This is a genomic window from Flagellimonas crocea (genome assembly GCF_033441595.1).
Lineage (GTDB): Bacteria > Bacteroidota > Bacteroidia > Flavobacteriales > Flavobacteriaceae > Flagellimonas > Flagellimonas crocea.
In genome coordinates, this window is record NZ_JAUZVX010000002.1 from 920,429 (window position 1) to 933,462 (window position 13,034).

9 protein-coding genes are annotated in these 13,034 nt (G+C 42.1%); 5 read left to right on the forward strand and 4 right to left on the reverse strand.

From position 1 onward, the window contains the following. Window positions 1-428 precede the first annotated feature (428 nt). From SD449_RS09315 to SD449_RS09330, 4 genes are all read right to left on the reverse strand, one after another. Window positions 429-605: a Lacal_2735 family protein gene (locus SD449_RS09315; protein ID WP_318310172.1), complete on the reverse strand. Its 177-nt coding sequence runs from the start codon at window positions 603-605 to the stop codon at window positions 429-431. 297 nt (window positions 606-902) lie between these two features. Then, window positions 903-1,505 carry an integrase core domain-containing protein gene (locus SD449_RS09320; RefSeq protein WP_318310173.1) on the reverse strand — a complete coding sequence of 201 codons (603 nt, stop codon included), beginning with the start codon at window positions 1,503-1,505 and terminating at the stop codon, window positions 903-905. 24 nt (window positions 1,506-1,529) lie between these two features. Next, window positions 1,530-1,739 carry a hypothetical protein gene (locus SD449_RS09325; RefSeq protein ID WP_318310175.1) on the reverse strand — a complete coding sequence of 70 codons (210 nt, stop codon included), beginning with the start codon at window positions 1,737-1,739 and terminating at the stop codon, window positions 1,530-1,532. A 10-nt stretch (window positions 1,740-1,749) separates the two neighbouring features. After that, on the reverse strand, window positions 1,750-1,992 hold the full coding sequence (locus SD449_RS09330) for a transposase (protein WP_318310246.1): 243 nt from the start codon (window positions 1,990-1,992) through the stop codon (window positions 1,750-1,752). Window positions 1,993-2,277: 285 nt separating this feature from the next. Between SD449_RS09330 and SD449_RS09335 the strand changes: the two genes are divergently transcribed. From SD449_RS09335 to SD449_RS09355, 5 genes are all read left to right on the forward strand, one after another. Continuing rightward, entirely contained in the window at window positions 2,278-5,478 is a 3,201-nt protein-coding gene (locus tag SD449_RS09335; protein WP_318310176.1) for a SusC/RagA family TonB-linked outer membrane protein, read from the forward strand. Window positions 5,479-5,492: 14 nt separating this feature from the next. Then, window positions 5,493-7,052 (forward strand): RagB/SusD family nutrient uptake outer membrane protein, encoded by a 1,560-nt coding sequence (locus SD449_RS09340; protein ID WP_318310178.1) that lies wholly within the window; start codon window positions 5,493-5,495, stop codon window positions 7,050-7,052. 90 nt (window positions 7,053-7,142) lie between these two features. Continuing rightward, window positions 7,143-10,442, forward strand: coding sequence for a VCBS repeat-containing protein (locus SD449_RS09345; protein ID WP_318310180.1), 3,300 nt, complete (start codon window positions 7,143-7,145; stop codon window positions 10,440-10,442). A 197-nt stretch (window positions 10,443-10,639) separates the two neighbouring features. Beyond that, entirely contained in the window at window positions 10,640-11,776 is a 1,137-nt protein-coding gene (locus tag SD449_RS09350) for a glycoside hydrolase family 26 protein (RefSeq protein ID WP_318310181.1), read from the forward strand. A gap of 36 nt (window positions 11,777-11,812) precedes the next feature. After that, window positions 11,813-13,003 carry a glycoside hydrolase family 130 protein gene (locus SD449_RS09355; protein WP_318310183.1) on the forward strand — a complete coding sequence of 397 codons (1,191 nt, stop codon included), beginning with the start codon at window positions 11,813-11,815 and terminating at the stop codon, window positions 13,001-13,003. The last annotated feature ends 31 nt before the right edge of the window (window positions 13,004-13,034 follow it).

The following is a 13,034-nucleotide window of genomic DNA, read 5'->3' on the forward strand; positions in this document are numbered from 1 at the left end:
GTAAACGGTTTTGAAAATAGAAAAAGGAACATAAATACCAACGATATATTAATCAAGGGTTGGAGTGTTGATATGATTAGCCGAATTAACTTCCTTAATTGCCAAAAAAGGATTGTTCATTGACAAAAAGTCTGATTTGGTATACTTTTAGACAACGATATCATTTGTATTGACGGATTTTTTTACATCGATGATCAAGCTCCCGGTAAACAAGATTTGTTTATGGACAGTCGAAATTTAAAGTTAGAACATCTGAATTTTGGACAGTCCTATTCTAGGCGCAGGCTACTACATACTGTAAAGGAGACCGTATATCCGTTTTAAATTGGGTAAAGGATATTACAATATTTTTAAATAAATTGTTCTTGGCTCAAAATAACCTTAATCCCAAGTTTCTTTCTATTAATGTGTTCTGGATATGGGGAGATTCACGCGGATTCTTGGTCTAGTTGTTCAATTTTTTTGGCTATTTGTTCAGCTTCGTATATTTTTTCATCACTCAGTTTTCTATTTATAGTAGAGGCCGTGTGCGCTTCCCTTAGAAGCTTTGCGTATTTTTCTTGTAATTTTTCTTTTTCCGTTTTCTTCTTGAACAATCCAAACATAGGCCTTATCAAATTTAATGTACAACAACATGTATTGTTTTCAGCTAGCTTAAAATACAAAATGTTCAACTAATTGTAATTGTTTTTAAACAAAATGTCGGGTCACAAAAATTTGAACAATGAAATGGATAAGCTATATAACGCTCATTTTTCCGACATTTACGACTTGGTCCAATCAGGGTCTGAACTTTAGCGGGAAATTTGATTTGACCGTATTTAAACAATTTATCGTAGTTAAAATGGCTTACAACTTTTTTTAAGAACAATCATTCCACTGTAACCCTCCCTTTTCTCGGACTATTGGTTAGACAACTTTTGTTTGTTCTTCCAAGCAAGCTTGCTTGGAAGAGAATTCCTTTCATAACGTTCCGGGGTAATCCCACCCAGGGCCTCGTGTGGCCGTTTCATGTTGTAATCCTTTATCCATTCCTCGGTCAATATGCGTACCTGTGAAATATCCTCGAACAGGTGTGCATCAAGTACATCCTGTCTGTAAGTACGGTTGAATCGTTTAATGAGCCCGTTCTGCATGGGTCTTCCCGGCTGTGTATACTGTATATCTATTTCTTGGGCCTCGCACCATCTCGTGAAATCGAGCGCAAGGAACTCAGGCCCGTTGTCCACCATGACCTTTTCGGGTCTACCGTGTTCCCAGATGGCCCTCTTCAATACCTGTACCACGCCCATGGCAGGGAAACTGAACTCGGCCTCCACTCCAATGGCCTTTTTGTTGAAGTCATCGATGATGTTGAACGTCCTGAACCTTCTCCGGTGCACCAATGAATCGCTCATGAAGTCCATGGACCATGTTATGTTCAGACCATCGGGCAGCACCAAGGGCTCTTTGACCCATTTGGTTACTCTCTTTTTGGTCTTTCTCCTCAAGTACAAGCCTAGCATCAGGTATACCCGCCTGACCCGCTTCTAGTTCCATTTATGGCCTTCCAGTCTTATCCGCTGATAGTATTTGTCCTGTCCTTCCCTTGGCTGGGCCATGGAAAGTTCCAGCAACTTGTCGATTACCTCACTGTCATCTTTCACAGAGTGGTAGTAGTACATCGATTTTGGGAACGTCAATGTCCTGCAGGCCCTGATGATGCTTGCCCTGTAATATTCCCTCAGGTAGGCCACCATGGATTTCCTCTCACCGGAGCCACCACTTTTTTGAGAGCACGTCCTTGAGAATCTTGTCAAGGGCCATATCCGCATACATCTGCTTGAGCTTGCGGTTCTCCTCCTCAAGTTCCTTCAGGCGCTTGAGCTCGAGGCTGTCCATCCCCGAATATCGTCTCTTCAAATTGTAAAATGTGGCCTTGTGGATATCCAACTCTCTAAAGATTTGGTCCACTTTGCCCCTTGATTCGTACTGCTTGATGCAGGATACGATTTAGCTATAAATTAACCTGGTTCTATTCAAGATAGCCGATTATTCAAATTATACTTTTTGTCAAATAGCAACCAGTCCGATTTTAGAAACGGGATACCGTTAAAATCGTATTAACAAATGATTAAATTTTGTTAATCTTCCAAATGTGCATGTCATACATTTGGGATATCTAAAAAAATCATTCCAAAAAATGAGAATATTATGTTTTATTGGTAAACAAAGTATTCATTTTCAAATTTAGAGAGTGATTCATTTTAAAAGCTAACCTGATAACTCAAAAAGATTATGAAAGAACCTTTTTTTAAAAAGTTTATTTTTCTGCTGGCTTTTTTCGTATGTGCTTCTGGATACTCACAACGTATCACAGGTACGGTTACCGACACTAGTGGAATACCATTGCCCGGGTCTAACATTGTGGTCAAGGGCACTACCAATGGCACCACAGCGGACTTTGATGGAAACTATGCCATTGACGATGTTTCACCTGGCGCTACTTTGGTGTTCTCCTACATTGGTTACAAAACCATTGAGATTGCGGTCAATGGGCGAAATGTTGTAAATGCAAGTTTGGAAGAAGACCTCGAAAATCTAGATGAAGTAATTGTGGTGGCCTATGGTACAACTACCAAAAAAGATTTGACCGGCGCTGTTGGCGTGGTTAGTGGGGAAGAATTGGCAAAGTTCCCGACATCCAATATCGATCAGGCTTTACAAGGAAAGACCGCAGGGGTTCAGATTGTATCCAATTCGGGAGCTCCAGGGGCTTCAGTTTCAGTTAATATAAGGGGTACGGGTACCTTCACAACGTCTACTCCCTTATATGTGGTTGACGGTTACCCAACACAGGACATATCTTTTTTAAATCCAAACAACATTCAATCCATATCCGTTTTAAAGGACGCTTCAGCAGGTGCCATTTATGGAGTAAGGGCCAGTAATGGGGTGGTAATCATTGAAACCAAAAAGGGAACCTCGGGAAAGGTAACGTTCGAAGTGGATACTTGGTCAGGTTTTAGGCTTCAACCTAAATTTTTGGATGTATTGGATGCGCAGACCTTTGCTGAATTTGCAGTTGCGCTCTCACAGGAAAATAACGGTCCTGACCAACCCAACGAGCAATTAAGTCCTTTTCCAGGATGGAGTGATCCAAGCAGTCTTACCAATGTTGACTGGCAGGACTTTGCCTTTAATAGTGGTTTCAGGACCTCCACCAATATAACTGCTCGAGGCGGTGGGGAAAATTCCCGTTTTTCATTTACCGCGGGTATTATCGATGAGGAGGGAGTGGTTGTTGGGTCATCTTATCGTAGATACAATACGGGGTTCAATGGACAGTTCGATGTAACCGAAAAGTTCAGGGTCAATGGGGATATCAAATATGCTTATACTGAAAATGTGACCAAACTGAACCAAGGCTACTACAACATCGTTAAATTGTTGGGCAATGTACCCCATTTGGCCGATGGAGATGCCGTGAATATGCAGGGAGGTACCAATGGGACCAATCTACCTTATGACAACAATGGCAATTACGGCGGATATCCAGATATTGCATTACAAACCTTCCGCGGAAGTGAAAATGTAATAGGGAGGGCCCTTCAAAACGACCAAGAGAATGGAAATACTAATGTGTTTGTAAATCTTGGCCTGGAGTATGATATATTGGATGGTTTAATGGCCAAACTTAATCTTGGTGGAAATTCAAACACTTTTTATGCCCAAGATTTTTTTCCAGAATATTATCGCAGTTCCGTAGCTGTAGACCTTCGTGGGGACGCCATTTTTGATGTTCAGACCAACTATAGCAATGAGATTTTGGGGGAAGCCCTCTTGGAATATAAAAAGGAGTTGGGCAAGCACTCCTTCAGTATTTTAGGTGGCATTTCCGCACAAAGGAACTATTTTAAACGGGTCAGAACCCGTGCCACGGGATTCTTGAATAATGAGATTCGCGATATCTCACAAGCTTCCGATGTACAAGCAATGGAAGGGTATCGTACGCGAAGGACATTGGCCAGTCAATTCGGTCGACTGAACTACAACTTTGATAGTAAGTACTATGCAACCGCCACTGTTAGAAGAGATGGTGTTGGCGATACGTTTGGACCGAACAATCTTTGGGGTGTTTTTCCTTCTTTTGCTGCAGGATGGAACATTGATGAGGAAGGCTTTATGGACAATAGCATTTTTGATATTTTGAAAGTGAGAGGTAGTTGGGGCGAGACAGGTAGTTTCTTTGGAATAGATCCATTTCAATTTGCAGTATTCTATTCTGCTGGAGACGCAAATAATAATGCCAATTATGATTTTGGCGGAAACACATCCGCAGGACTGTATCCCTTGGTATTGCCTAACCCGGACTTAAAGTGGGAAGCGCAAATACAGACCAATGTGGGACTCGAAGCTGAACTTTTCAACAGAAGTGTTTATGTTACTGCGGATTGGTTCAAGCGGGAAGCCTCGGATTTCCTTTTCCGTGAACCAATTCCCATACAGAATGGTTTTGGTTTTAGGTCTGTAAACTCGGGAAGTGTGGTCAATGAAGGATTAGAACTTTTGGTGGGCCATAGGAAAAGTGAAGGAGAGTTTACCTGGGATATTTCAGCAAATATAACGCTATTGAACAATGAAATAACAGAGTTAACGTCCCAACAGGATTTTGTTGTGCTCAATTCGGAGTTTGTGCCCAGCTTCAGTACCGCTAATTTTTGGTTTGGGTTGACCCGATCTGAGGTCGGTGGTGAAGTCGGTTCGTTCTATGCCTTTAGGGCCGACGGACTTTATCAGACCCAAGCAGAAGTAGATGCAGATAATGAAAGTGCCCAAGCGGCAGGTTTCGATTTTTACCAATCCGAGGATACTGCGCCCGGAGACCGAAGATTTAAAGATTTGAATGGTGATGGGCGCGTTGATGGTGATGACAGGGAAATTATCGGAAGTCCCATACCAGATTTCTTTGGTGGATTGAATATGAATTTCAGCTACAAAAATTGGGATTTTGGTATTGACATCTATGGTTCCTATGGCAGCGAAATCATGAACTTTGTAAGATTGGAGTTGGAGACAGCAGGCGGTTACGGACTAGCTGATGCTTTTACAAATATTGGAAGGGACTACTATGAGAACCGTTGGATCGGACCGGGGACTACTAATACCTATGCCAGAGCAATCGGAAATGACACCCAAATACAAAACGGTAGGGCATCAGATTATTTTATGGAAGATGGTTCTTTTCTTCGGTTGAGAAATTTAAGGGTAGGTTATAATTTTCCTACCAGATTGATTGAAACTTTGGGGATGAGCGGTGCTAGAATGTATCTAAGTGGTCAAAACCTTGTAACATTGACGGGTTATTCAGGCTATGATCCAGAAGTTGGACAAAATGCCGATATCAATGGTGTCAACAATGCTCAAACCAGAGGTATTGATGCCGGACAATATCCTAATTCACCCTCTTTTACTTTGGGAGTTAACGTACAATTCTAAAAAAAAAATGAGTTATGAAGAAATATAAGTTAGTAAGAATTTTAGCTCTAATCACAATTACAGGGGCGTTCATTTATAGCTGTGAAGATGAAATGCTGCAAGACCCGAAAACGGATGGGGTGAGTGATTCGACCGTATTCACATCAGAATCCACAGCTATCGCAACTGTTACCGGCATATATGATGCATTTCAAAGTGCTTATGGTGGTCCGGATGGCATACCTAATGAATACAATACCAAAGCCATACATACCTTGGACAGATTGACCCAGGATTGGAAAGGCAATGCCACGGACGAGGAGTACCGAGATTTTGAATTGAACCCCGACAACGAGATATCCAATAAACTTTGGCCAGTTCATTACTACGGAATTGGCAGGGCCAATGTGGTTTTGAACAATCTTCCCCCTGCAATTGATAATGGTTTTATCAGTGAAAATCTTGGAAACAGGTTAATCGGTGAGGCTTTGGTGCTCCGAAGTATACTTTATTATTACTTAACCGCCAGTATGGGGGGAGTTCCGCTCATTTTGGAACCCAATACAAGTGATTCTGACTTTTTTGCGCCCAGGAACACCGAAGAGGAAGTTTGGAATCAACTGGCCATAGACCTGGAGAATGCTGTTCCAAGACTGCCATGGAGTTACGATTCGGAGAAAGGGAGGGTTACTCGAGGAACGGCATATGCCATGTTAGGCAGTGTATATATGTGGTTGGAGCGTTACGATGATGCCGTTGATGCATTTGAACAGCTGGAAGGATATTATTCCCTGGAAGCAAATTATCTTGATATCCATGCGCTGGCCAATAAGAATGGCGTTGAGTCACTGTTTGAAATACAATTCAATGATGAAGGCAATCTGGGCTGGGAAAGAAATGAGGAGAAAACGTTTCTTCAATCTTTTAATATGCCCAATGAGATCAACGGGGGCTGTTATGGAGGAATACCCACCCAAGCATTATATGATTCATTTGAACCTGGGGATTTAAGGAGGGATTACACTATTATTCCCCCAGGAGGTGAACACCCAGATCCTTTAATCAATATTTCAGATTATCCAAATGTTCAGACCAATTATGGTGGAATAAATACTTGTGGAACTGTCGATGAACCATGGTTGGGTACCGATGGCTCTGTGGGAAGAACGGGATATTATCTGGTAAAAACTTGGCGCAATCCACTCATCAGTGGATGGAATGGGCCAAACATTTTTGGCGGACAAAACCACATCTGGTTGCGATATGGGGAGGTTTTGATTAGTCTTGCCGAAGCATATCATAAAAGTGGGAATGATGGTATGGCGATGCAGACATTGATGAGGGTAAGAAATCGTGCATGGGGAGGAAACGCACCAAATCCAACGGGGGATATGATGGATATTATTTTACAGGAATACCGTCATGAACTTGGAGGGGAGTTCTCTCTTTGGCTTTGCCTGAGACGATCGGGAGAAGTGTATTCATATATGCAGGAAGTCTTTGGGATAACCATTCCGCCTGGACGTGATCTTTTACCCATTCCAAGAACACAAATTGATGTAAACCCAAATTTGGAACAGAACCCTGGGTATTAAGACTATTTTATAAAAAATTAAACAAGGACTTTGGATAACATCCAAAGTCCTTGTTAGCTTTGGAAAAGCCGTGGAGCTAAACCCTGTTTTATGAAAAGAATACTATTTCTAATGGTTTTGGCATTGATTATTTTTTCCTGTGGGGAAACGGGACAAGGTAAGGCAAAACTACAATTCACCATGCTTTCACCCGAGGAAACCGGAATACCGTTCTCCAATAATATAAAGGAAACGGATAGCCTTAATTATTTCACCTATCCCTACATGTATATGGGAGGCGGTGTTTCAGCGGGAGATATCAATAACGATGGTCTGCTCGACCTTTTTTTTACTGCCAATATGGAACCAAACCGTCTTTATCTCAATAAAGGGGACTTCAAGTTTGAGGATATTACCGAACAAGCCAATATTGCTGGTGATGGGAGATGGTATACAGGGAGTACCATGGTAGATATCAACAATGATGGTCATTTGGACATCTATGTAAGTGTTTCGGGAAAGGGAGAAAGCCGTCGAAATTCGCTTTATATCAATAATGGGGATTTGACCTTTTCCGAAAAGGCGGCCGATTACAATATTGACCATAACGGCCATACTACCCAGGGTACATTTTTTGACTTTGATAAAGATGGGGATCTGGACCTTTATCTGGCCAATTATCCTCCAACACCGTTCAACAGTCCTGTGGAACTCTATGCCTTTAGAATGAGGGACCCAAGGATTGAAGCATCCGATATCTTGTTCAGAAATGATGGGAACGGTTCTTTTACCGATGTGACAGAACAAGCAGGAATACTGAATTTTGGACTTTCCCTAAGTGCTACTAACGGTGATTTCAACAATGATGGGTGGCAGGACATCTATGTTTCAAACGATTTTGATTCGCCTGATTATTTGTATGTCAACCAACAGGATGGTACTTTTAGGGAGGTTTCTCGGGATGCCCTTAACCACACATCACAATATGGTATGGGAACCGATGTTGCCGATTACAACAATGACAATCTTCTGGACATTGGGCAGATGGATATGACACCTGAGGACAATAAAAGATCAAAAGCCAATATGGGTAGTATGAACCCAGCCCTTTTCAACAGGATGGTGGATTATGGTTTGCACCACCAGTACATGCAGAACAGCCTCCAATTGAATCGTGGCTTGGACGGGAATGGAGAATTGAGGTTCAGTGAGGTTTCCCGTATTTCAGGGTTGGCCACGACCGATTGGAGTTGGGCCATCCTTTTTTCGGATTTGGACAATGACGGTTTGAAGGATGTCTTTGTCTCCAATGGGACCCGAAGGGATATCAATAATAAGGACTACTTTAAAAAACTGGATGCAAAGTTAAGGTTCAACAAGGCACTTACATCCGACGAGATTGAAAATATACCCTCTGAAAAAATAAGTAACTATGTTTTCGCCAACAAGGGTGATTATACCTTTGTAAATGTAACAACAGAATGGGGTATGGACAATAAGACCTTTTCCAATGGGGCCGTGTATGCTGATTTGGACAATGACGGTGATATGGATATGGTTATCAATAACATTGATGAACCTGCATCCATATACAGAAACAATAATCCAAAAGACCATAATTTTTTAAAGGTGAAACTCGTAGGGACTCCAGAAAACAAAAATGGATTGGGTTCACGGGTTCTTATAAAAACCGCAATTGGAAATCAAATGCAGGAATTGACCCTTAGCAGGGGTTTTCAATCTTCAGTGGCGCCCGAATTGATTTTTGGTTTGGCCGACCAAGAATCGGTGGAAAGGGTTAAAGTAATCTGGCCTGATGGAAAGGTATCCCAAACGAAGGCAAAAATGGCAAATCAAGTCCTGACCTTTGACTATCAGGATGCACAAAGGGATCAGAGTAGTGAGATGCCCGTAAAAAAAATCTTTAGCACCTTTACTTTGGACAAATTGGCGATTGACTTCAAGCATATGGAAAATCCATATGATGATTATGGAAAAGAACCTTTGTTGCCTCATCAAACATCAAGACTCGGGCCTGGTCTGGCCGTTGGGGATGTCAATGGCGACGGCTTACAGGATTTTTATATTGGCGGTGCATCGAAACAGGCGGGGTCCCTGCTCCTACAGACCGAGGAGGGTACCTTTATAACAGCAAGTGATACGACATGGGCCTTGGATAAGGAAGCCGAAGATATGGATGCGGTCTTTTTTGATTCGGACGGGGATCGAGACCTTGACCTTTATGTGGTTAGCGGCGGAAATGAGTTCGCAGCTGGTGCAATGGAGCTCCAGGATAGGCTTTACATAAATGACGGTGCTGGAAATTTCACAAAATCAAAGAATGGTCTGCCCCAAATGTATACAAGTGGTTCAAGGGTCAAACCCGCAGATTACGATGGGGATGGAGATTTGGATCTGTTCGTTGGGGGGCGATTGACCCCTGGAAAATATCCATGGCCCGCCAAAAGTTACCTACTTGAAAATAATGGAACTTTTTTTGAAGATCGAACCGAAAACCTGGCCCCTGATTTTGGGAAGTTGGGGTTGATCACCGATGCCGTATGGACAGACTTTGATGCCAATGGGACCATAGATATCATTATTGTTGGGGAATGGACACCCATTCTTTTTTATTCCAATACCGAGAACGGTTTCATCAATGTTACCGAAAATACGGGCTTGGAAGATACTGAAGGATGGTGGTTCAGTTTGGCACAAGCGGATTTTGACAATGATGGCGACATGGATTATGTGGGCGGGAACCTTGGTTTGAACTATAAGTATCAGGCATCCCCAGAAGAACCCTTTGAGGTCTTTGCGGATGATTTTGACAATAATGGAAGCAAGGATATTGTATTGAGCTACTATAACTTCGGCGAGGTCTTTCCGGTTCGGGGAAGATCTTGTTCCTCCCAACAGATTCCTTCGATAACCCAAAAATTTGAGGACTACAATTCCTTTGCCTCGGCTGATTTGGTCGATATTTACGGAAAGGAAGACCTTGATTCGGCAGAAATCCATTATGGAGCGAAAACCTTTGCAAGTAGCTATATCGAAAATTTGGGCAATGGAAAATTCTCCATGCGCAAATTGCCCAAGGAGGCGCAATTCTCATCCGTTAACGGTATTTTGATAAGGGACATTGATGGCGATGGTTTCAAGGATTTGGTCCTCGCTGGAAACCTTTATGTCTCTGAAATAGAGACCCCGAGGAACGACGCATCCTATGGCACATACCTCAGAGGTGATGGCACGGGAAAGTTCCATGCGTTGCCTAACATGGAAAGTGGACTTTTTATCGGTGGAGATGTGAAGGACCTGGCCTTTGTGGAAGTGAATGGGGAAAAACTCATAATCGCAGCAAAGAACAATGACTTTCCACAGTTCATAAAATTGGTCAAGGGTGAATAAAGTCCATTAAGGCTTAAAACAGGATCAAATGACCAAGCAGGTTGTAAATACTGGTTTTTTATTGCTTAAAATGATCAAAAAGTATCAAGACCTAAAAATGTTAAAATTTATATTTGTGACTGAATTGTTAAGGTGAATATTAAGTGCTCGATACTTTGATATTCTCTTTAAAATAAGGATAGGCTAGGAGGAAAAGAATGAAAAACATGTGTTCCGGTTCAAATAAGGCTTTTTGTGGCTTACTTGGTTTTTTTGTAGTGGTCATGCAGTCCTGCAGTTCATATAAAAAGTTTGTCGACCAAAACACCTCCCTTACCGATAAGACCCCCACTTTAGGTATTAAGTTGTTATATCATAAAGTCAACAACATAAAGAAAGAAGGGTATGCCTTTGGCCATCAAGATGCCTTGGCCTATGGGATTGGGTGGAAAAATAATGGTAATATCTTCAAAAGTGATGTCCATGAAGTAACCGGTGACCATCCCGCCGTTTATGGTTTTGAAATTGGACACATAGAAAAAGGCAGGGTCCAAAATTTGGATACGGTCAATTTTGACCTGATGAAAAGCCTCATTCGAAAGGCCAATCACGAAAAGGGAATTGTCACCATTAGTTGGCACCCTGATAATCCGGTTTCCCAAAAGAGCGCGTGGGATACCACCGAAGCTGTAAAACATGTGCTCAAGGATGGCCCATTGCATCCTAAATACAGAGGGTGGCTTTCCCAGGTAGCTGATTTTTTAAATGATTTGAAGGACAAAAAAGGGAACTTGATACCTGTTATCTTTAGACCCTATCACGAAATGAACGGTGATTGGTTCTGGTGGGGGGAAGGCAATTGTACTTCAGAGGAATATCGCCAGCTCTGGCGCGAAACTGTTGATATTTTAAGCAACGAATTTGATGTACACAATGTATTGTACGCCTACTCTGTAAATACTTTTCGAACGACGGAGGAATACTTAAAATATTATCCCGGGGATTCCTATGTGGATATTTTGGGAGTGGATATCTATCAGCATGGTACCGTTGAGGACTTTGTTGAGGCCCTAAATACAGATCTTGCGATATTGAAGAAAATAGCAAATGACAAAAACAAACCCCTTGCACTTACAGAGGCCGGATTGAACAAGGTCCCAATTGAGGATTGGTGGACACGAATTTTGGATAAAAACATTGCCCCATATGATATATCTTGGGCACTGTTTTGGCGCAATGCATGGCCAAGCCACTATTTTGTGCCCTACACAGGGGCAACAAGCAGCTCGGATTTCGTAAAATTCAAAGAGCTTCCCCATGTTTTGTTTTTAAAGGATATTAAAAAAATTAAATGAAGGTTAATTGCTGAATATCTACTATAAATCCCGACTATGAGAAATAATTTTATCGCCCCAAATTTCACGACAAAATATCATAAACTCTTAAAAGAGCATCAAAAGTTGGTGGATAGAAAAAATGTGATGGAGATGAAGACCAATGGAATATACAATAGGTACAAATATCCCATCATCACAGCGGAACATATTCCCATCCACTGGCGTTATGATCTGAACATGGAGACCAATCCGTATGGTCTTGAAAGAATAGGCGTCAATGCAGCCTTTAATGCCGGAGCCATTAAATGGAACGGAAAATATGTTTTGGCCATAAGAGTTGAAGGGGCTGACAGAAAATCCTTTTTTGCATTTGCCGAAAGTAACAACGGTGTCGATGGTTTTACATTCTGGGACAAGCCCATGATACTTCCCCAGAATGAGGAACCTGATGTCAATGTCTATGATATGCGTTTGGTGAAACATGAGGACGGTTATGTCTATGGCATTTTTTGTACGGAAAGAAAAGATACAAAGGCACCCTCAGGTAATACATCCTCAGCGGTGGCCAATGCAGGTATCATACGATCAAAGGACCTCAAAAACTGGGAACGTTTGCCAGACCTGATATCAACGGCAAAACAACAGCGTAATGTAACATTGCATCCAGAGTATGTAAATGGAAAATACGCAGTATACACTCGGCCGCAGGATGGTTTTATCCTTACCGGGTCGGGTGGGGGTATCGGACTTGGTTTTGTTGATGACATGACCAAGCCTGTGGTCAAGGATGAAGTCATTATCTGTAACAAGGAATACCATACCGTCTATGAGCTAAAGAACGGACAGGGACCGTCGCCCATCAAAACTCCTGATGGTTGGCTCCATTTGGCCCATGGAGTGCGCAATACCGCTGCCGGATTACGATATGTGCTATATATGTTCATGACGGACCTTGAAGACATTACCAGGATAGTCCATAGGCCGGGAGGCTATTTAATGGCTCCCAATGATCAAGAAATCATAGGTGATGTCGGGAATGTGCTTTTCTGCAATGGATGGATTGTTGATGACGATGGCAAGGTCTTTATCTATTATGCTTCGTCCGATACCCGGATGCATGTGGCAACAACAACGATCGATATTTTGGTGGATTATTGCAAGAACACCCCCGAGGACAAACTGTATTCCAATAAATCGGTCGAGGCCATTATTGATTTGATTGAGAGAAACGAAGGATTGTACTGATCTCCAAAAGAAAAACCTCTCAAAATAGTAA

What these genes read in the sequence shown, in the direction of transcription:
- SD449_RS09350 (WP_318310181.1), top strand. Translation starts at nt 10,640, where the DNA reads ATGAAAAACATGTGTTCCGGTTCAAATAAGGCTTTTTGTGGCTTACTT.
- SD449_RS09355 (WP_318310183.1), top strand. Translation starts at nt 11,813, where the DNA reads ATGAGAAATAATTTTATCGCCCCAAATTTCACGACAAAATATCATAAA.
- SD449_RS09325 (WP_318310175.1), bottom strand. Translation starts at nt 1,739, where the DNA reads ATGGTGGCCTACCTGAGGGAATATTACAGGGCAAGCATCATCAGGGCC.
- SD449_RS09335 (WP_318310176.1), top strand. Translation starts at nt 2,278, where the DNA reads ATGAAAGAACCTTTTTTTAAAAAGTTTATTTTTCTGCTGGCTTTTTTC.
- SD449_RS09320 (WP_318310173.1), bottom strand. Translation starts at nt 1,505, where the DNA reads ATGCTAGGCTTGTACTTGAGGAGAAAGACCAAAAAGAGAGTAACCAAA.
- SD449_RS09345 (WP_318310180.1), top strand. Translation starts at nt 7,143, where the DNA reads ATGAAAAGAATACTATTTCTAATGGTTTTGGCATTGATTATTTTTTCC.
- SD449_RS09315 (WP_318310172.1), bottom strand. Translation starts at nt 605, where the DNA reads ATGTTTGGATTGTTCAAGAAGAAAACGGAAAAAGAAAAATTACAAGAA.
- SD449_RS09340 (WP_318310178.1), top strand. Translation starts at nt 5,493, where the DNA reads ATGAAGAAATATAAGTTAGTAAGAATTTTAGCTCTAATCACAATTACA.